Origin of the sequence: Pseudomonas sivasensis (assembly GCF_013778505.1) — a bacterium.
Classification (GTDB): domain Bacteria; phylum Pseudomonadota; class Gammaproteobacteria; order Pseudomonadales; family Pseudomonadaceae; genus Aquipseudomonas; species Aquipseudomonas sivasensis.
In genome coordinates, this window is sequence record NZ_JAAOWU010000009.1 from 172145 (window position 1) to 192861 (window position 20717).

Annotated in this window: 17 protein-coding genes; 5 read left to right on the top strand and 12 right to left on the bottom strand. The window is 59.7% G+C overall.

From position 1 onward, the window contains the following. Positions 1–12: 12 nt before the first annotated feature. The 5 genes from G9Q84_RS16970 to G9Q84_RS16990 form a co-directional block, all read right to left on the bottom strand. The gene (locus G9Q84_RS16970) at positions 13–897 is read right to left on the bottom strand and encodes a sugar nucleotide-binding protein (protein WP_032884551.1); all 885 of its coding nucleotides are present in this window, start codon (positions 895–897) and stop codon (positions 13–15) included. 112 nt (positions 898–1009) lie between these two features. Continuing rightward, entirely contained in the window at positions 1010–3094 is a 2085-nt protein-coding gene (locus G9Q84_RS16975; protein WP_122756015.1) for a mechanosensitive ion channel family protein, read from the bottom strand. A gap of 58 nt (positions 3095–3152) precedes the next feature. Continuing rightward, positions 3153–3983, bottom strand: a complete 831-nt coding sequence (locus G9Q84_RS16980) for a hypothetical protein (protein ID WP_122753004.1) — start codon at positions 3981–3983, stop codon at positions 3153–3155. Then, positions 3984–5579, bottom strand: a complete 1596-nt coding sequence (locus G9Q84_RS16985) for a hypothetical protein (protein ID WP_181643751.1) — start codon at positions 5577–5579, stop codon at positions 3984–3986. 18 nt (positions 5580–5597) lie between these two features. Next, a complete protein-coding gene (locus G9Q84_RS16990) occupies positions 5598–7040 on the bottom strand; it encodes an OmpA family protein (RefSeq protein ID WP_032884764.1) in 1443 nt (480 codons plus the stop codon). Positions 7041–7306: 266 nt separating this feature from the next. On the opposite strand from G9Q84_RS16990, the gene G9Q84_RS16995 reads away from it, so the two are divergent. Genes G9Q84_RS16995 through G9Q84_RS17005 form a run of 3 tightly spaced genes read left to right on the top strand, consistent with a single transcriptional unit; the run spans position 7307 to position 10285 of the window. Continuing rightward, entirely contained in the window at positions 7307–8086 is a 780-nt protein-coding gene (locus G9Q84_RS16995) for an endonuclease/exonuclease/phosphatase family protein (RefSeq protein ID WP_032884548.1), read from the top strand. After that, on the top strand, positions 8083–9351 hold the full coding sequence (gene clsB / locus G9Q84_RS17000; RefSeq protein WP_095186183.1) for a cardiolipin synthase ClsB: 1269 nt from the start codon (positions 8083–8085) through the stop codon (positions 9349–9351). Before G9Q84_RS16995 ends, clsB begins: the two co-directional genes overlap by 4 nt. Then, complete coding sequence (locus G9Q84_RS17005; RefSeq protein ID WP_099603296.1) at positions 9341–10285, top strand: lysylphosphatidylglycerol synthase domain-containing protein; 945 nt, start codon at positions 9341–9343, stop codon at positions 10283–10285. Before clsB ends, G9Q84_RS17005 begins: the two co-directional genes overlap by 11 nt. A gap of 5 nt (positions 10286–10290) precedes the next feature. On the opposite strand, the gene G9Q84_RS17010 is transcribed toward G9Q84_RS17005, so the two are convergent. The 3 genes from G9Q84_RS17010 to G9Q84_RS17020 all read right to left on the bottom strand — a co-directional run bounded on the left by G9Q84_RS17010 (position 10291) and on the right by G9Q84_RS17020 (position 13276). After that, the gene (locus G9Q84_RS17010) at positions 10291–11046 is read right to left on the bottom strand and encodes an alpha/beta hydrolase family protein (protein WP_181643752.1); all 756 of its coding nucleotides are present in this window, start codon (positions 11044–11046) and stop codon (positions 10291–10293) included. Beyond that, positions 11036–12145 (bottom strand): DUF3182 family protein, encoded by a 1110-nt coding sequence (locus tag G9Q84_RS17015; RefSeq protein ID WP_181643753.1) that lies wholly within the window; start codon positions 12143–12145, stop codon positions 11036–11038. Before G9Q84_RS17015 ends, G9Q84_RS17010 begins: the two co-directional genes overlap by 11 nt. Positions 12146–12316: 171 nt before the next feature. Then, complete coding sequence (locus tag G9Q84_RS17020; protein ID WP_095186179.1) at positions 12317–13276, bottom strand: GlxA family transcriptional regulator; 960 nt, start codon at positions 13274–13276, stop codon at positions 12317–12319. 96 nt (positions 13277–13372) lie between these two features. Here G9Q84_RS17020 and G9Q84_RS17025 point away from each other — a divergent pair, with 96 nt between their 5' ends. Continuing rightward, positions 13373–13936, top strand: coding sequence for a cysteine hydrolase family protein (locus G9Q84_RS17025; RefSeq protein WP_032884542.1), 564 nt, complete (start codon positions 13373–13375; stop codon positions 13934–13936). Positions 13937–13956: 20 nt separating this feature from the next. On the opposite strand, the gene tam is transcribed toward G9Q84_RS17025, so the two are convergent. The 4 genes from tam to G9Q84_RS17045 all read right to left on the bottom strand — a co-directional run bounded on the left by tam (position 13957) and on the right by G9Q84_RS17045 (position 17656). Then, on the bottom strand, positions 13957–14718 hold the full coding sequence (gene tam, locus G9Q84_RS17030) for a trans-aconitate 2-methyltransferase (RefSeq protein WP_095186178.1): 762 nt from the start codon (positions 14716–14718) through the stop codon (positions 13957–13959). 89 nt (positions 14719–14807) lie between these two features. Next, entirely contained in the window at positions 14808–15614 is an 807-nt protein-coding gene (locus tag G9Q84_RS17035; RefSeq protein ID WP_181643754.1) for a hypothetical protein, read from the bottom strand. 122 nt (positions 15615–15736) lie between these two features. Then, positions 15737–16252, bottom strand: coding sequence for a single-stranded DNA-binding protein (locus G9Q84_RS17040; protein WP_003232445.1), 516 nt, complete (start codon positions 16250–16252; stop codon positions 15737–15739). Between the two features lie 9 nt (positions 16253–16261). After that, the gene (locus G9Q84_RS17045; protein ID WP_181643755.1) at positions 16262–17656 is read right to left on the bottom strand and encodes an MFS transporter; all 1395 of its coding nucleotides are present in this window, start codon (positions 17654–17656) and stop codon (positions 16262–16264) included. 178 nt (positions 17657–17834) lie between these two features. Here G9Q84_RS17045 and uvrA point away from each other — a divergent pair, with 178 nt between their 5' ends. Next, on the top strand, positions 17835–20669 hold the full coding sequence (gene uvrA / locus G9Q84_RS17050) for an excinuclease ABC subunit UvrA (protein ID WP_032884538.1): 2835 nt from the start codon (positions 17835–17837) through the stop codon (positions 20667–20669). Positions 20670–20717 lie beyond the last annotated feature (48 nt).

Sequence of the window (20717 nt, forward strand, 5' to 3'; positions counted from 1 at the left end):
TGTGCGTTGGGTTCAGCTGTGGCGGTAAAACCGATCCAATAGCGCCGGAAGCCCCGCCCGCCAGGCCCGTGGCTTGATGCCAAAGGTATGCAGGATTTTCTTGCAGGCCAACACCGCGTGCTGCGGCTCGTCCGTCGCATCCGGCCGGGCCGCGTGGGCTTGGGCGGTGGGCGATTCGATGGCCAACGGATGGAAAGTGCGCGCTTCGGTTAGGATCGCCTGACCCAGCGCCAGCGGCGTAGTCGCCTCCTGGCCGGCGTAATGGTAAGTGCCCCACAGCGGCGCCGCGCAATCGAGTTGCTTGAGCACCGAAATGATCACCCGCGCCGCATCATCCACCGGCGTCGGGTTGCCACGGCGGTCATCCGCCATCAGCAATTCATCCGGTTTCTCGGCCCGGGCCAGGAAGCGCCCGAGGGTGCCATCCACACTGTCATCCAGCAGCCAGCCAAAGCGCAGCAACACATGCTGCGGGCACGTGGCGCGCACACTCTGTTCGATACGCCACAACGCCTGGCCACGCAGGCCCAGGGGCACCGGCTCGTCCTTTTCGCTATAGGCGGTGGCACGAGAGCCATCGAATACGCGGTAGCTGGACGGTTGCAGCAAGGTGATGTTGTGGTGTTGGCACAGTTCGGCCAGGCGCTCGATAGCGAACTCCTGCGAAGCCAAACGGGTTTCGCTGACGGCTTCGGCCTGGAACCAGTCGAAGTAGTAGGCGAGATTGATCAAGGCATCGGGACGGGTGTCGTCGAGCAATTGGGTAAGGCTCGCGGCATCCCAGCCGTCTTGGGGCGGTTTGGGTGCGAGGAAACCGATGTCTTCCTCTGCACCGAGGCGAATCAGCGCCTGCCCGAGGGCATTCCCGCCGCCCAATAACATAAGGCGCATTCGCATAGATTGAGCAGGCCCGGTCTGTTTGGAACGTTGGCTATGGTCGGCAGGCCCGTGGGCCTTGCCGCTGGCATTTGCCAGAATCGTTGCATTTTGCGGGTTTGTAGCGCAACCGTCACGGATTAAGTGTCTTGACGCCTGGCTCTGCGGGCTCATGCTCCAACGCCGCACGCTGGGGAACCATGACCTGCTGTGGATAAGTTTGCGCGAAGTGCACCTCGGGGCAGTTATCCACAAGCTTTTTCAGACGCTGGTTAAACGCGCGACTTACAGCATATTGCCCACCCGATACCGTGCGGAACTGCGCTGTGAGCACCACACCATTGAGGTCCATCTTGTCGACACCAAACACTTCCAGCGGCCCTTGCAGGTTGTACTTGAGGAAGACATCGTCGCGGATCGACTGACCGGCTTCACGAATCAACTCCACGGCCTTGTCCACATCGGTGTCGTAGGTGAACTGCACCGAGAAGAACGCATAGGCAAATTGCCGCGACTGGTTGGTGACCGCCTTGATCTGCCCGAACGGCACCGAATGCACAAAGCCCTTGCCGTCACGCAGACGCAGGGTGCGGATAGTCAGGCCCTCGACGGTGCCGGCGTGGCCGGAGTCGAGCACCACCCAGTCGCCGATGGACAGCGTGTCTTCAATGATGATGAACAGCCCGGTGATCACATCCTGCACCAGTTGCTGAGAACCAAAACCAATGGCCAGGCCGACCACACCAGCACCCGCCAGCAGCGGCGCGACATTGATGCCAAGGTTGGCCATGGTGGTGATCGCGCAGATGACCACCAGGATGATCTTCACCGCATTACGCAACAGCGGCAGTATGGTTTTCACCCGCGTGCTCGGCTGGCGACTGGAGCGTTTGTTTACCGGCGGTTTCAGCGCTTCCTGGATCGCCGTGTCGAGCACCACCCAGAACAACCATGTCATCAGCAGGATCAGGCCGATGCTGCTCAAAGAGTCGCTGATTGCCCGCCCTACCGAGTTGCGCTGGGCAAACTCGAACAGGGACACGCCCCAGATCCGCCCAAGGATTTCGATAAAGGCGATCGCCATGACAATGCGCAGGATCGCGTGCAACAGGCTCAAGAAGCGATCTTTATAGGCGCTGCTGCGCTGGATCGCTACCTGGCTGCGGGACTTGAACAGGTGTTGCAACACGGTGCTCAAGAACACGGTGCCAATCAGCAGAATCGTGGTGAACAGCGCGCAACGCAGGGCTTTCTGGTTATCGTCACCGGCGCCGATGAGGTTGATTGCCGAGACCAGCACCATCAATAGAATCGGCCAGTACCAAAGGCCGGAAAACACCCGCAAAGATTGCTGCAACGCCGGATGTTTAAGGCGCTGGGCCAGTGGCCGATTGCGGATCAGATGGGCGACCGGCCGACGCAAGCGCACCACCAGCACGCCGAAAATCACCGCCGCGAACAGGCCGGTAAATACCGCAATACTGCTGGTGATATTGCCGCCAAGCTGGCGGGCGATTTGCGGGCTGGTCAAGGCATCGCTGAGGGCGGCGAGGAAGCCAATCAGGAACAGCGGCTTGGGGCAGTAATCGCGAATAATCTGCACCGCCGGCCGCTTGTGGCCGAAATTGAACATGACAATCACGCACAACAGCATCGAGGTGGAAAAGATCCCGCTGCTGGTGGCATAGGCAAAACACAGTGCCAACGCGCGCCCCACCGAAGTGGGCAGGAAGTGACTGACATAAAGGGTCAGCGGCAGGCAAATCAGCGCCGGGATCGTGTAGGGCACCACATACCCGAGCACCGCATGCAGGCGTTTGCGCTGTGCGACGAATGACCGTCGGCCCAAGCGCTGCACAATAAAACGCCCCAACAACGTCAGCACGGTAAATGCGCCGACCCACACACCTGACAGCAGCAGAAAATTCCCGGCCACACTCCACGGCGAACGTTCTGACGTTTGGTCGACCAACCGCCCTACTTCATCCGCCGCCCTGTCCGCACGCAGGCGCCAGGCGTCGATCAGGCTCTGATTGAGATCGAGCTTGTCCTGCACGTCGTCGATGCTGGAACTGATGGCACCGAGCAGTCCGCCTTCCACCAGCAACTCTGGCTTGGCCGGCGTCTCGGGTTCGGGCGCAACCGCCGCGGCGTGCAGTGCGCCACTGCCGCAAAACAGCAGCGCACCGAGCAGTAATGCAGTCTTGAGATTCAGCAAAACACCGAGTTCCTTCAGAAGGGTCTGTAAGGAACTGACGGGTTTCAGCAGGGATGGTTCACTTCAGGTCGACATTCAGGCTTGGCGCGCCAAACGCTACCAACTGCGCGTTAGAGCCGGCGAAATAGCCTTTCCAGAAGCCTTCCAACGCTTGGATGGTCTTGCCGGAGCGATAAGCCTGCTTGACGTCCTTAGTCACCAACGCCGCACCGGCCACATAGACGCGCGCGCCCTGGAGATCGGCGAACAGGCCTTTGTCGGCCACCCGCTTCAGCTCGGCGTCGGGTTGCAGGTCACGAATCCGATTGTTGGCGTAGAAGCTGCCGAAGTCGCTGTTTTCCAGCATGTCGGAAATCAACAACACCACACGTTCCTGAGCCGGTTGCTGGCCCAGGTCTTTGCCGATATCACGCAACGACTGGAAGATCTCACTGCGCGCAATCTCTTCGGACGCTTCACGCAGCGTGGTCACAAACACCTTGCCAAAGGTCTTGTTGAAAAAGCTGCGCTGCTCGGCCAGGCACGTATCAAAGGTGCGCAGCGATTGCATGCCCACGCGCTCACGGACTTTCTCGTCGATGCCCTGGTTGAGTTCACCGGCAAAGCGCAATTGCATGAACTGCCCCGGCAGAAACGCCGAGAAGCTGTACAGTCGGACCTTATCGCCCGGCTGAACAAAGCGCTGCACCTGGGCCCAAGTGGCCTTCTGAATGACCTCAGGCATCGGGATCGTTTGATCAATGATCACCGTCAACTCGCGCCCCGCAGACACGGGCCGAAACTCAGCGACCTTGGCGTACGGATAGCAATCCGGAATGTCGTTGCGCTCACCGGCCACCGCCATCAAGGGCGCCAGCAACAGGGCACAGAAAAAGCGCGGGATCATCATTCAGGCACCTGTTGCGTCAAAGTCTTTAACCAACTGCTGTTCGGCACGCAGCGCCAGCACATCTTCCAGGGCGTGGCCTTTGGCACGGCTGATCGTTGCCAATTGCTCTTCGGTGTAGGCCGTCAGGTCTTTGCCGCGCAGGGCGTCGAGACCTTCCGAGGCAGCCACCGCCACTGGCGCCTGCACCGGGGCTGGTGCTGGTGCTGGTGCTGGTGCTGGTGCTGGTGCTGGTGCTGCGACTTCCGCTACCGCCGGTGCGGCAGGAGCGGCAGGAGCAACCGGAACATTGACGGGTTTGGCCGCCGGTTGCGGATTCCCTGGCAACGCCTGTTTGCGCGCCACGAAGGTCTCGAAACTGCGATTGTGTGCAGTGGTCAACGCCGCCTGCTGCTGGGCGTTGGTGGTGGTGCGCCCGGCGAGCTTAAGCTGCAATTTGCTCAATTTGTGATCGGCATGGGAGGCAATTTCCACGCGCTGGCTCTGCATCCAGTTTTCCAGGGCTTCGCCGCTGGAGAACTTGTGGGTGTGCTCCCAGGCAGTCTTGGACTCAACCCCGGCAAAACCGAAGATCGACGCCAGCCAGATACTGGTGATCTGAATCGCGATGTAGATCACCGACAGCACGATGAAGGTGATCAGCGAGGCTTTGCGGATCGCGTCCATCTTGTCGGTCAGGGTTTGCTTGTCTGCCTGATCGTTGATCGCCGCCGAATCGGCCGGCAGTTCGAACGGGCTGGCCGAGTCGTAATTCTGCTGGGCAAAGGCATGCGGGCTGCCGACCATTTCGGTCTCGATGCTTTTGAGCTGCATGGTGCGGATACCGAACGCCGCAATAGCGATAATCGCGATCCAGATACCGGTGGTGATCATCCAGCCACGGCTTGGTGTCACGGTGTGGTTGGTGTTAATGCGCGCCAGGATGCGGTTGTAGTCCTTGCCGTCTTTATCGCTTTCGGTGTCTTTGATCCCGATGCCCGGCAACTCCTTGAGCTGATTCGGGCGGTCGCTGTCGCTGTCGTTTTCCCACCAGTGGCGAGCCTTGCTGATCAGCGCGTTCTTGTGCGCGGCACGGCCGGTGACTTCGGCCAGGATCGCCGAGGCGACCGCCAGCAGGAAGGCGAACAACCAGCCCATCCAGCTTTGGTCATTGGCCGACAGGTTCTGGTTGATGAATGGCACCAGTACGTAGGCGAAACCCACGGCCTCGAACATGATCAGCATAAAAATCAGGGCAAACACCCAGAACGGTCGCTCCCGGCGGCCACGCTCGCCGATGGTGCGCAGGTAGGATTCGCTTTTATTAAAGAAGTCGACGTCTTCCGCGCCGATTTTTTCATAGCGCGAGTAGTACGCGTCGCACAGCTCGCTCTCGGATTTCGGCCAGCCATAAGCGTCGAGCATCAGGCTCTGCTTGGACAGGCGCGCCACCTTGCCGATCACGGGCACGCCGTGCCAAACACGCATGACGAAATAACCCACTTTTTCCCAATACGCTTGAATCAGGATCGCCGCCAGCAGCGTGGAAATCACCAGGCCGGTGATTAGCTTGTTTGCCCAGAGCAGGGCCGTCAGCGCATTAAAGCTGAAGTCTTCCATGGTGTATGTCCTTGAGTCTTACGCGCGAATCGGCACGAAACGGGTAGTGAAAGCTTCACGGCTGCGCGGGTAGAACAACGCACCGTCCGTGGCTTCGGAGTTTTTCTTGCTGAACACCACGTCGATACACGACACCGGTGCCTTGGGGTCTTGGATGAAAACGCGATAGAGCACCAGGTCCTCACCTTCGTAGGTGTTGGCCACGGCTTTGCTTTTGATCGACTTGCGGTTGCCGTCCTTGTAGCCCTGGACCACTTCGATGAAGGGTTGGCGGTCGACGCTGGCGCCGTCACGCAGGATCGAAACCGGTGACAGCGTCACCAGGTGGCCATTGACCACATTCGCCCACACGCGGTTGTTGTAGCCCGGCAGGTACTCGGTGGTGACTTGGGTGTCGAGCGCCTTGCCGCTGGCGAGGTTGAACACCTTGCCGGTTTCTCGCGGGCGGTCGGCTTCGCAACTGCTGTTGGGCAGATCGTTGGCTTGCGCGCTGCTGACCAGAGCGAACCCGGCCTTTTTCGGCGCGATGCCTTGGGCCAGAGTCCAACGCGTGTCGCTGGCCGGCTGGCCGCCAAAGTCGACCAGGGCGGTACCGGCATCGGCGGGCTTGCTCTCGGCAGCCGGTTTGGTGGTGGCAGCAGGCTTGTTTTTCGGCGCGCGGGCGACGGTGCGCGCAGGCTCGGTCGAGGTACCGTGCGCCAGGTATTTGGAGTTGTTCTGTTCGGCGTTGACCCGTTTGACCAGCATGTTGCGGTCAGTCACTTCAACGATCTCAACCCGACGGTTCTTGCCGCGTTGCTGCACATCGCTGTTGTCGGCGATTGGCCGCGAAGCCCCCGCCCCCTGGAAAAACATACGCTGCGGGGCGATGCCTTGCTCGGCCAGGATCGACGCCACGGCGCGGGCACGTTGCTCGGACAACCGCTGGTTTGTGGCGGCGCTGCCGGTAGCGTCGGTGTGGCCGACGACCAGAATCGCCGCCTGGCTGTTCTGGCCCTGCTTAGGCGCGAACGCGGCGGCCAACTTGCGGACCTGGCGCTGACCATTGGCGCTCAACTGCGCGCTGCCGGTGGCGAACATGCCTTCATCCTGCACTTGGGCAACGATGCCCGCTTCAGTCGGTGCCGGCGCGCGGGCGTTTCCGCTGGCGACCTCCTGGCTTTGCAGGGTTTGCACCTGGATATTCAGGTTCTCTTCCTTGGCGATCCGCTCCAGTTCCTGCAAACGGTTCTGCCACAAGTTACCCGCCACACAACCGGCCGCCGCGCCCACACCACCGCCGACGATCGCCTTTTTGGCATCGCCCGTGATCGCATACGTCAGGCCTGCACCGAGCAATGCACCACCGGCGCAACCGATGGCCGTGCCGTAGTTTTTGCCGGCGTCGTTAAGCGTCGCGCAGCCGCTGAGCGCCACGGCGCCAGCAAGCAGGCTGATTTTTCGGGTAAAGGAGGTATTCACTTGATGGGTTCCGGCCTTCATGAAAAGAGCCGCCGACCCACTGCCAACGCCGAATACGCGCCAACTGCATCATCCATGAACAGGCCCTGCACAATCGTTGAATGGGGTAAATAGCGCGGGATTGGATCACGTCAGTGATGGCAATTCAACAGCATTTGTAACTCCATGCGTCCTTCAGAACCGTCCGTAGGACGCTCGAAACTTTCTCCAGCCGCCAGCAGTCAGCCATTACATGAAGCCAAGCCCCACTCTTCACAGGAATACACATGACTGCGATCCCCGACTGGGTGCCCGTTACCCCCAGCGTCGCCATCACGCGCTTTACAGTGCTGACGGTCAATATCCACAAGGGCTTCACCGCCCTGAACCGACGCTTCATCCTGCCCGAGCTGCGAGAAGCGGTGCGCAGCGTGGGCGCAGACATGGTGTTCCTGCAGGAAATCCATGGCACCCACGAGCGCCATCCGCAGCGCTACAGCGACTGGCCGAACATGCCGCAGTACGAGTTTCTGGCCGACAGTATCTGGCCGCAGTTCGCTTACGGGCGTAACGCGGTTTATCCCCATGGCGACCACGGCAATGCGCTGCTGTCGAAATTCCAGATCGTGAGCTACGACAACCTCGACATCTCCCAAAGCGGCCATGAAAACCGTGGCCTGCTGCATTGCGTGTTGCGCTTGCCGGGCAGCGGGCAGGAAGTGCACGCAATCTGTATCCACCTGGGCTTGCGCGAGGTGCATCGCCAGCAGCAATTGCGTTTGCTGGAGCAGCGCATCCGCGAGATTCCCGCCGATGCGCCGTTGGTGGTCGCCGGCGATTTCAACGACTGGCGCCAGCGGGCCGATTTGAGCCAAAGCGGCCTCACCGAGGTGTTCGTGCACACCCTTGGCAAACCGGCGCGCACCTTCCCGGCACGCCTGCCGTTGCTGCCGCTGGACCGCATTTATGTGCGCAACGTGAAGGTTCACAACCCACAGGTGCTGACCACACGGCCGTGGTCCCATCTTTCAGACCATGTGCCGCTGTCGGTGGAGATTGAGCTATGAACATTGCGGTCGAGCACATCTCTACCGACCAGCCGCCGGACGAAACCAAGGCACGCGACCTGGATTACGGCTGGCAAAGCGGTAATCAGGTCGAGTTGCTGGAGAACGGCGAAGCGTACTTTCCCAAGGTATTCGAGGCGCTGCGCCAAGCCCGGCGCGAGATCCTGCTGGAGACCTTTATCCTTTTCGAAGACAAGGTTGGCCATGAGCTGCAACGTATCCTGATCGAGGCGGCGCAGCGTGGGGTCAAGGTCGTGGTCAGCCTGGATGGCTTTGGCTGCGGCGAGCTGAGCGCGGGGTTTCTCGGTGAGCTGGCCGAAGCCGGCGTGACGGTGCAGATGTTCGATCCGGCGTCCAAGACGCTGGGGATTCGCACAAACTGGTTCCGCCGCCTGCACCGCAAGATTGTGGTGGTGGACGCCACCGTGGGGTTTATCGGCGGGATCAACTTCTCTGCTGATCACTTGGGGGATTTCGGCCCCGAGGCCAAACAGGATTACGCGGTGCAGGTAATTGGCCCGGCGGTGGCAGACTTGCATCACTTTGCCTTGGCACAAAGCGGTCGCCAGGTGCGCACGCGGCGCGGGTGGCGACGGCGCCAGCAGCGGCCTTCAGCGTGGTCGAGCGAGCACGGCGACGGCCTGGTACGGTTGATTTACCGTGACAACCTGCAACACCGCGACGATATCGAAGAAGCGTATATCCATGCCCTGAGCAAGGCCCAACACCGAGCGGTGATCGCCAACGCGTATTTCTTCCCCGGCTACCGCCTGCTGCGGGAAATCCGCAACGCCGCGCGCCGCGGTGTGCATGTGCAGTTGATCATGCAGGGCCAACCCGACGTGCTGCTGGCCAAACTGGCAGCACGCATGCTCTACGACTACCTGCTCAAAGACGGTGTAGTGATTCACGAATACTGCCAGCGCCCGCTGCACGGCAAAGTCGCATTGGTGGATGACGAGTGGAGCACTGTAGGTTCGAGCAACTTGGACCCCTTGAGCCTGGCACTGAACCTGGAAGCCAACGTGTTGATTCGCGACCGCGCGTTTAATCAGCAACTGTACGAGCGCCTCGAAGTGCTCAGTAAAAATCACTGCCAGACCATGCCGGAAAACCGCAAGCCACGCCTGTGGTTGTGGCGATTGACCGTCGGCTTCCTGGTGTTCCATGTGATGCGCCATTTCCCCGCGCTGACCGGTTGGCTGCCTGCGCACAAACCGCGCTTGAAACCCTTCGTGCATGAGGAACAGCGCCATGAAAGCTGAGCGTTTCAAGCGTTGGAAGAAGCCCCTGACCATCGCCTTCTTCCTGCTGCTGATCGTGCTGTTCACCCTGCTCGCCCGCAGGATCGACTGGAGCGAGGTGGTCCAGACGCTGGGTGATTTCAAACTGCGTACCTTGCTGATAGCAGGCGCGTTGACCCTGTGCAGCTTTATCGTCTACGCCTGCTTCGACCTGATCGGCCGCACCTACATCCGCCAGCCATTGCGCTGGAAGCAGATTCTGCCGGTGGGCATCATCAGCTACGCGTTCAACCTCAACCTCAGCGCGTGGGTCGGCGGCATCGCCATGCGCTATCGGCTGTATTCAAGGTTGGGCGTGAGCACCGGCAATATCGCCAAGATTCTGGGCCTGAGCCTGGCCACCAATTGGTTTGGCTACATGGCGCTGGCGGGCGCGGTTTTCAGCAGCGGGCTGGTGACCATGCCGCCGGGCTGGAAGCTGAGCAGCGGCGCGCTGCAAGGGGTGGGTGTATTGCTGGTGTTGGCCAGCCTGGGCTACCTGGCGGCCTGCCAATTTTCGAAAAAACGCGCGTGGTCGATCCGAGGCATCGAGATCAACCTCCCATCGCTGCGCATGGCCTGCTTGCAACTGGCGTTGGGCGCGTTGAACTGGTCGCTGATGGCGGCGGTGATTTTTACCCTGCTGCCCGCCAAGTTGGACTATCCGCTGGTACTGGGTGTGCTGTTGATCAGCGCGATTGCCGGCGTAGTCACCCATATCCCAGCCGGGCTTGGGGTGCTGGAAGCGGTGTTTATCGGGCTGTTACAGCATGAGGCGTCGCGGGGCAGTTTGCTGGCGGGGTTGATTGCGTATCGGGCGATCTACTTCATCTGCCCACTGCTGATTGCACTGGTGATGTACTTGGGCGTGGAAGCCAAGGCCAAGGCGTTGCGGGTGAAGAAAACACCCGCCTGAACGAACTACTGGGATTGGAGGATGCTCAACCGCTCGCCGACCACCATCTCGGTGATCCAGTCCACCAGGATCGAGGTGTAGGCCTGTTGGGACACCGGATCGCTGAGGGAGTGGTCAGCGCCATCGATGATGCGGTGAGTCAGGGAATGGGTCTGCTGGCACGCGGCGCGGTAACTCATGATGGTGGCGTGGGGCACATGGTCATCGGTTTCCGATTCGACAATCAGCACATCACCGGTAAACGCCGCACAAGCATGTAAGGCGCGGTTGGTCTCGGCATGCACCAAGGTGCTGCGGTAATCCATCAAATCGACCTTATCCAGATCGCGCTTGGGCTTGAGCCATTCCTGATCGCGGTACAACGCCGGCACACGCAGCGCCAGCCAGCGTACCGGGCGCAGCGAGGTGAGGATTGCAGCCAGGTAGCCGCCATAACTGGTGCCCACGACCGCCACCGCCGAGGTGTCGATGGCAGGATGGGCGAGCAGCCGGTCGTACGCCGCCAGCAGGTCGCGCAGGTTGTCTTCGCGGGTGACGCGGTTCAATGGAATACCGTTGCCAGCATGGCCGCGCAGGTCGAAGGTCAGGCACACACACCCCAGGCCGGCGATGCCTTTGGCCCGCTCCAGATCCCGCTCTTGGCTACCGCCCCAGCCGTGCACAAACAACACGCCCGGCACTTTGGATTTAGGGCTCAGAAAAGTGCCGCTCATTTGTTCGTCGTCGATATCGATGGAAATGGTTTCACTTCTAGCCGTCATAAGATTTAACCGTCACGTACTTGAGAAGAAAGTCGCTGTTTTCCGCGGGGCCGCGGTACACCTCAATGGCATCCGCCGGCAGCGCTTGGTCCACGTAGGTTTCTACCGAGGACACATGAATGGCTTTAAGGCCCGGGTGGTTGATGAAGCTCTGCAGCGCCGCGACTTCCGCGCTGCTGGCGCCGCCCATGCGCCAGGATTGTTCGAGCACGCCACTGCGACGCTGGCCGTGGCTATCCAAGCCTTGAACGATGTCGTAGTTGCGCCGTGAGGCATAGAAGCCGGGGTAGGCTTCATCAGCTGCCGTGTCGAAGACCTGCGCTTGCTCGATGGCCAGGCGTACGTCCTCGGGCAGATCGAGCTTAAGCAAGTCTTCGTAATAACCGGGTACGACCAGCAGCTCGGATCCCCCATAGACACCTTCGCCCTCCCCATCTTCGGTCAGGTATTGCTCGCCGCAATAGCTGAACACGTGATCGCCGATAAAACTCTGGCCCACGCTATGGGTGACCACATCATGCAGGTCCTGCTCCAACACCACGCCTTCGTCGAACAACTGCATAGCCTCAGGCCGCGCCAGCACGTCTTTGAAGGCATCGAGGCTGTGGATAACTTCCTGGCCGCGTCCAGCGCAGGCGTGCACTGGTTTCAGGCGAATGGGCCCGTCGTTGAGCAAATGGGTGGCAGCGGGCAGTGCGTCCTTGAGCGCGAATACACTGAGGCCTTCCAACACGACTTTTTTTACCCGCTCGCAGAACAACGGCGACCATCCCTCTGGCGCCTTGGCCTCAGGGCTTAGCAAGCCATGACTGATGGCTTTGGTGCAGATGAAGTCGTGATCGACATAGCCGCCCCACAGATCTTCGGGGCCTTTGACGTTAAGGGCGCGGGCCTGCGCCGGGCCCACAAGGGTTTGCGTGGGCAGTAAATACAGCTCACGGCCAGCATGTTTTTGCGGATCGTAGCTGCCGCCGAATTTAAGCCCCAGAATTTGCGCCAGCCAGCGGGCCAGGGCGAGGTTTGTGTCCACTTCATGCTGAGGTGCGCCCTCTCGTGTGGAGTAAGCGACCACCCATTTTTTGCGTTGTGTCGGGGTCATGCGTCCCCCTTGGCCGTCCGGCCATGTGTGTATCAAGAAGGCTGCAGGGATCAGGCCAAAACACGGAGGGGCGGGACCGGTTTGAAATCAATCAGTTACTGAAAAACCGATGGCATTTGGCCTGTTTTATTCTGCACGACGAGGCGTCAAGTGCGCGGCGTTCTGCACGATTCACACGCCAAAACGGCTGCGATAATCACTGGGCGCCAGACCTGTGATTTTCTTGAAAATGGCGCGAAAGGCGCTGGGATCCTGATAGCCCACGGTCCAGGCGATATGGTCGATGGTGCCGTTGGTGAACTCCAACATCTGCCGCGCCTTGCCCACACGCAGGTGCTGGCAGTATTCGGTGGGTTTCAAGCCAGTGGCGCCGCGAAAGCGCCGCAGGAAAGTACGTTCTTCCAACCCCGCCTCTTGCGCCATGGTCGCGACGGACACATCTACCGCCCCGCTGGCTTGCAACCAATGTTGGACCTTGAGAATGGCCGCGTCGCCATGACCGAGGATCGGCGCAAAGTTACTGCCGCACTGGCTGGCGCTGTCGCTGTGTTCGATGACCAAGAACCGCGCGGTGTCGGCAGCGATGCTCGGCCCCATGAGACGGTCAACCAGACGCAGGCCCAGTTCGGACCACGCCATCAGCCCGGCCGTAGTAATCAGGTCGCCGTCATCGACAATAGGTTTGTCCGCCTCCAGGCGCACGGAGGGGTAACGTGCGGCAAAAGACTTGGCGGAAGACCAATGGGTAGTAGCGCTGCGCCCATCCAGCAAGCCACTGCGCGCCAGCATGATCGAGCCGATACAGACGCCACCGAGTACGGTCCCCGTCGCGTGCTGCTGACGAAGCCACTCCAGCAGCGCAGGCGGCGCTTGTTCTTCGGTGAACTCACCAATCGACGGGGGCACCAGCACGGCCATCATCGGCTGGTCGGGGCCTGGGTGGCTGTCGAATACCCTTTTCGGCGAGCCATCGGCACTTACCTGCCAATGACTGATACGCAGCAGCGGCAGTTGTGCAGACTGATGCTCGGCCGCAATCCGGTTGGCCACGCCGAACAGGTCGGTCAGGCCATGCACGGCGGCCAATTGCGCCCCTTCGTAGATCAACACGCCCAGCTCAACAACAGCCATTGTCAGTTTTCCCCCTGTTATTGTCGGTGCAGCCAATCCCCGGCGCCGGCGCCAGCTAAGATACTGGGCCCATCAACCCATCACGAGGCAATACCCATGGCCAAGCAAGCGCTCATCCTAATCGATATCCAGAACGACTACTTCCCCCAGGGCAAGTGGCCGCTTGATGGTGTGGAAGCTGCGGCGGACAAGGCTGCGCAGGTGCTCAAGGCGTTCCGCCAGGCAGGTGATGCGGTGATTCATGTGCGCCATGAATTCACGTCCGAAGATGCACCGTTCTTCACGCCTGGGTCACAAGGCGCGCAGTTGCATCCAAAGGTACTGAACGAAAGCAATGAGCCTGTGGTGCTTAAACATTTCGTGAACTCGTTTCGTGAAACCAATCTGCGCGCCTTGCTGGAACAACGCAGCATCACCGAACTGGTGGTGGTCGGCAGCATGAGCCATATGTGCGTCGATGCCGTGGTGCGGGCCGCAGCGGATCTGGGCTACAAGGTCACGGTGATTCATGATGCCTGCGCCACCCGCGATCAGGAGTTCAACGGGCAGGTGATTCCGGCCGCGCAGGTGCATGGCGCGTACATGGCCTCGTTGGCGTTTGGGTATGCGGGCGTGGTGTCGGCGGAGGAGTATTTGAAGGCGCAAGCAGCGGCGGCGTAAACGCTGCTTGCCTGGGTGTTTTAGCGGGTCGCGATAATAAAGAGGCGCGGGAACGGCAGTAACACGGTGCCATCGGCCAGGGCTGGATACGCCTGGGCAATCCGCGCCTGATATTCCTGTAGAAAGGCGGCTTTTTCACCATCGGTCAAAGGCGCAAGGAATGGACGTAATCCCGTGCCCTTGAACCACTCCACCACAGCCCCGTGATCCGCCAACGGGTGCAGGTAGGTCGTGCGCCATACGTCAACGGCAGCGCAGTGCTTGCTCAGCAACTCGTAGTAGTAGCTCGCCGCGTACCGCTCATTGTGTTTGACCGTACCAAGCTTTGCAGACCACGGGCCCTCAGCCGCGACTTCACGCGCAAGCCGGTGTGCAGGCTCATCGAGGTTGTCCGGGGTTTGCACTGCCAGCGTGCCGCCGGGCGTCAGTTGGTTGACCAGATGAGGGTAAAGCGTGCTGTGGTTGGGCACCCATTGCAGCGAAGCGTTGGCCAGGATCACGTCGAATTTTTGCGCGGGACTCCAGGCGCCGATATCGGCCAGTTCAAAGCTCAATTCCGGCAGGCGTTTGCGGGCGTCGATCAACATATCGTCGGAGCTGTCCATGCCGATGACATGTGCTTGAGGGAAGCGCTCGGCCAGCACTTCAGTGGAGTTGCCAGGGCCGCACCCCAGGTCAACGGCGGTTTTCACGTCACTATTTGGAATGGCTGCAACCAAGTCACGGACCGGACGGGTGCGTTGTTGCTCGAACATCGTGTACTGCTTGGCAGACCAGGTCATCGCGGCTTTCCTTGTTCTTTGGAAGGGGCTACAGCCTAAATCGTGTGACCCATGAGGACAAATGCCAGGGCCGGAGATCTTCTATGCCGTCATTTCATCCGCTTCAGAAAACTCATGTACGGATCGCCATTGAGGATGAAGTCTTCGCGCATCCGGCCGTCAAGCATGGGTTCAAGACTGGTAGGGGTGAGTAATTTGTGCTTTGGGAGACGAAACGCCTGTTCATGGTCCGAGTAGGTATACCGTTGGAAATGCAGTGCATTGCCTATCCAGTGGACGTCGTTGTAGAGGTAATGCCAGTTTTTGTCACTGGGCGTACTCAGGTAAAAAACCCCGTTCACATCTCGGGTAATTTCATACATCACAAAATTACTGGAGCTCCATTTGCCGACGTAGCGGTCCATACCCGGATGGTCGGGAATGGCTGGGGCAGCGACGAAATCACTGTCGGTGTAGGGCGTACTCCGGGCCTGCTCGGCCTTGAGCTGAGGGTAGCGTTCGCACACAGAATCGATGCTGTCGACTTTTTCAAGGTCGTACCTGATTTCCATGCCATCCGTTCGGGAAGTGAACTGCATGGCCTCGGGAGAAAAGGTCAGCACCTTCAGCTCAATGGTTTTGGTCGGTAATATCATGTTGATTAAGTCCCCATTGTCAGCCACGGAATAAGCGACCACGTTCGTCGGTTCCCGAGTTGATTTCACGCAGTCGAAAGCGTGCATCAACAATTGGCCATCGGACCTGAACTCAGCCACGGTCGTTTGACCTTCGTTCAATGCCTGCATGGCCCAGAGGCCGACAATCAGGTTTTTAGAAGCCTTTGGCTCAGCGTGTAACGCGGTGCAGCCGGCCGCCAAAACGACGGCCAATACGTAGCGCAGCAGTGTGTTCGACACGATGTTCATCCATGACTGTGTGGGTCGGCGGTTCTCAATGCGAACCTACAAACAAAAAAGCCCCAAGAGCAGGGCTCATGGGGCTTTTCGGGAAAGCTTAACGGATTGCTCCGAGCGATATCCTAGAAAGGAATATCGTCATCAAAGCTATCGAAATCCGGAGCCGGTTGCGGAGCGGCCTGTTGTGGCGCCGGACGCGACTCACGCTGTGGCTGCTGGCTTGGCTGTGGACGCGACTGCTGTGGACGCGGTGCCGAGTTGGACATGCCGCCCTGGCCCTGTTGATCGCCTTGTGGACGACCGCCCAGCAGTTGCATGGTGCCTTGCATGTCGACCACGATTTCAGTGGTGTAACGCTTGATGCCGTCTTTTTCCCACTCGCGGGTCTGCAGTTTGCCTTCGATGTAGACCTGCGAACCTTTGCGCAGGTATTCGCCGGCGATCTCTGCAACCTTGCCAAACATCGACACACGGTGCCACTCGGTTTTCTCGACCTTCTGGCCGGTTTGCTTGTCGGTCCACTGTTCGCTGGTCGCCAGACTCAGGTTGGTCACGGCGTTACCGTTAGGCAAGTAGCGAACTTCGGGATCCTGGCCGCATGTACCGACCAATATGACTTTGTTAACCCCACGGGCCATAACGTTCTCCTAAGCTGGGCGCGCTGTCGGCACTGGATTGACCAGTTGCTCAAGCGTCGCGCGATCCAATAATTCGGTGTCCAATTTGATGTAAATGGCCGCCTCTTCAGCGACCACGACTGCATCTGTTACCCCTACGACTGCCTTCAGGCGCTCTACCAGACCGCTTTCACGGATCGCCTCAGGCGATAGCGGCAAACGCAGACTTGTGACGTAGGGAGGTTCGCGCATGGTAACAGCAAAGACCAGCCAAAGTGCAGCAAGCCCGGCGCATCCGAGGAACACAACCGACAAACCGCCATGCTGGAACATCCAGCCGCCCATGATGCCGCCCAACGCCGAGCCAAGGAACTGGCTGGTGGAATACACCCCCATGGCCGTGCCTTTGCCACCCGCCGGTGAAACTTTACTGATCAGCGAAGGCAATGAAGCCTCCAGCAGGTTGAACGCGGTAAAAAACACCACCGTCCCGATCACAAGCGCCCGAAGGCTGTCGCCGAACTGCCAGAAGAATAGTTCAGTGAGCATCAATGTCGCTACGGCGCCCAGGAGAACTCGTTTCATTTTGCGTTTCTTCTCGCCGTAGATGATGAACGGAATCATGGCGAAGAACGAAATCAGCAGAGCAGTGAGGTAGACCCACCAGTGCTGCTCCTTGGGCAGCCCGGCTTTTTCCACCAGGGCCAGGGGCAAGGCGACGAAGCTGCACATCAGCATTGCGTGTAATACGAAGATACCTAAATCCAGGCGCAGCAGGTCTGGGTGCTTGAGCGTCGGCAACAACGCCTTGTGTGCGACACCCGACTCCCGGTGCTGCAACGTGCCGGTGGAGCGCGGCACCATAAAGGCAACGATCACGATCCCGAACAACGCCATGCCGCCGGTGGCCAGGAATAAGCCGTGCAGGCCAAAAGCACGAGTCAGCAAGGGGCCGACCACCATGGCCACCGCAAACGACAGGCCAATGGTCATGCCGATCATGGCCATGGCCTTGGTGCGGTGTTGTTCGCGGGTCAGGTCAGAGAGGAGCGCCATCACCGCAGCGGAAATCGCCCCAGCACCTTGCAGGATACGCCCGGCGATCACACCCCAGATGGAATCGGACTGCGCCGCGAGCACACTGCCGAGGGCGAAGACGATCAGCCCGAGGTAAATCACCGGACGCCGGCCAATGCGGTCGGAAATGATCCCAAAGGGGATCTGAAAAATCGCCTGGGTCAGGCCATAGGCGCCAATCGCCAGGCCGATCAGTGCGGGGGTCGCGCCTGCCAGATCCATTCCATAGGTCGCCAGTACCGGCAACACCATGAACATGCCAAGCATACGGAACGCGAACACCAGGGCCAGACCGCTTGCTGCTCGGGTCTCGCCGCTACTCATGCGTTCGCTGTGGGGATCGTGCATGGAAAAACCTCGTGTGAACCGGCGGCGATTCTACCAGTCCCATCGATTGAGAGGGTATATGCGGCGCTTTGCCGCGCAGCTTTCATGTAAGGCTGCACCCGGCACTTTGACAGTGTATATTCATCCAGTCTTTAGCCGTATACTCCGGCATTATTTACGCCCGCCGTGCGAGGCCATCTTGGACAAGATCCTGATTCGTGGGGCTAGAACCCACAACCTGAAGAACATCGACCTGACCCTGCCCCGGGACAAACTGATTGTCATCACCGGCTTGTCCGGCTCGGGCAAATCGTCCCTGGCGTTCGACACGCTGTATGCCGAAGGTCAGCGCCGCTATGTGGAATCGCTGTCGGCCTATGCCCGGCAGTTCCTGTCGATGATGGAAAAGCCTGACGTCGACACCATCGAAGGTCTGTCGCCGGCGATTTCCATCGAACAGAAGTCGACCTCCCACAACCCACGCTCCACCGTGGGCACCATCACCGAAATCTACGACTACCTGCGCCTGCTGTACGCGCGGGTAGGTATTCCCCGCTGCCCGGACCACGACATTCCGCTGGAAGCCCAGACCGTCAGCCAGATGGTCGACTTGGTACTGGCCCAGCCGGAAGGCGCCAAGCTGATGCTGCTGGCCCCGGTGATTCGCGAGCGTAAGGGCGAGCACCTTTCTGTTTTCGAAGAGCTGCGTGCCCAGGGTTTTGTACGCGCGCGCATCAACGGCAAGCTGTATGAGCTGGATGAAGCGCCAAAGCTCGACAAGCAGAAGAAGCATTCGATAGATGTAGTGGTCGACCGTTTCAAAGTGCGCGCCGACCTGCAGCAGCGTCTGGCCGAGTCATTCGAAACCGCGCTGAAACTGGCGGACGGTATTGCCCTGGTGGCGCCGATGGATGACGAGCCGGGTGAAGAGATCATCTTCTCCGCACGCTTTGCCTGCCCGATCTGTGGCCACGCCATCAGCGAGCTGGAACCCAAGCTTTTTTCCTTCAACAACCCGGCCGGCGCTTGCCCGACCTGCGATGGTCTTGGGGTAAAGCAATTCTTCGACATCAAACGCCTGGTCAACGGCGAGCTGACGTTGGCGGAGGGGGCAATACGCGGCTGGGACAGGCGTAATGTCTACTACTTCCAGATGCTGGGTTCACTGGCGTCTCACTATAAATTCAGCCTTGAAGTGCCATTCAACCAACTGCCGGCAGATCAGCAGAAGGTCATCCTTAATGGCAGTGGCTCGCAGAACGTCGACTTTAAATACCTGAACGACCGTGGCGACATCGTCAAGCGCTCCCACCCGTTCGAAGGCATCGTGCCGAACTTGGAGCGGCGCTACCGCGAGACCGAATCGGCGAGCGTGCGCGAAGAGTTGGCGAAATTCCTCAGCACTCAACCTTGCCCGGATTGCCGTGGCACTCGCCTGCGTCGTGAGGCGCGGCATGTATGGGTGGGTGAGAAGACGCTGCCGGCAGTGACCAATCTGCCGATTGGCGATGCCTGTGAATACTTCGGTGTCCTCAAGCTGACAGGACGCCGTGGGGAGATTGCCGACAAAATCCTCAAGGAAATCCGTGAGCGGTTGCAGTTCCTGGTTAACGTGGGCCTGGATTATCTTTCGCTGGATCGCAGTGCCGATACACTGTCCGGCGGTGAGGCGCAGCGTATTCGCCTGGCCAGCCAGATTGGTGCCGGGCTGGTAGGCGTTTTGTACATCCTTGATGAGCCGTCCATTGGTTTGCACCAACGGGATAACGACCGACTGCTGGGTACGCTGAAACACCTGCGGGATATCGGCAACACGGTAATCGTAGTCGAGCACGACGAAGACGCGATTCGCCTGGCGGATTATGTGGTCGATATTGGCCCAGGTGCCGGCGTACATGGTGGGCATATTGTTGCCGAGGGTACGCCGGCCGAAGTCATGGCTCACCCGGACTCGTTGACCGGCAAGTACTTGTCTGGCCGCGTGAAGATTGAAGTACCGGCTAAACGCACGCCGCGCAACAAGAAGATGGCGCTACACCTCAAAGGCGCACGCGGGAACAACCTGCGTAATGTCGATCTTGAAATTCCTCTGGGCTTGCTGACCTGCGTGACCGGTGTTTCCGGATCGGGCAAGTCGACACTGATCAACAACACCCTGTTCCCACTGAGCGCAACCGCCCTGAACGGTGCAACTACCCTGGAAGCGGCGGCACATGACAGCATCAAAGGCCTGGAGCATTTAGACAAGGTCGTCGACATCGACCAAAGCCCGATTGGCCGCACGCCGCGTTCTAACCCAGCGACCTACACTGGGCTGTTTACACCGATTCGCGAGCTGTTCGCCGGTGTTCCGGAGTCACGCTCGCGTGGATATGGTCCTGGCCGGTTCTCGTTCAACGTCAAGGGCGGGCGCTGTGAGGCGTGCCAAGGCGATGGTCTGATTAAGGTGGAGATGCACTTCCTGCCGGATATTTATGTGCCGTGCGACGTATGCAAGAGCAAGCGCTATAACCGCGAAACCTTAGAGATCAAGTACAAGGGCAAGAACATCCACGAAACCCTGGAGATGACCATCGAGGAAGCTCGCGTGTTCTTCGACGCAGTTCCAGCATTGGCGCGCAAGCTGCAAACACTGATGGATGTAGGCCTGTCGTATATCAAGCTGGGACAGTCGGCGACCACGCTGTCCGGGGGTGAGGCGCAGCGGGTGAAGCTGTCTCGCGAGCTGTCCAAGCGCGATACGGGCAAGACTCTGTATATCCTCGATGAGCCGACCACGGGCCTTCACTTCGCAGATATCCAGCAACTGCTGGACGTGCTTCACCGATTGCGCGACCACGGCAACACTGTGGTCGTGATTGAGCACAACCTTGATGTGATCAAGACTGCTGACTGGTTGGTGGACCTAGGGCCGGAAGGCGGTTCCAAGGGTGGCCAGATCATCGCGGTAGGTACACCGGAGCAAGTCTCCGAAATGCCGCAGTCTCACACCGGTTACTACTTGAAGCCGCTGTTGGAGCGTGATCGAGCCTGATGTATGCCCCATAAAAAAGCCCCTGTCACTTTGCGGTGACAGGGGCTT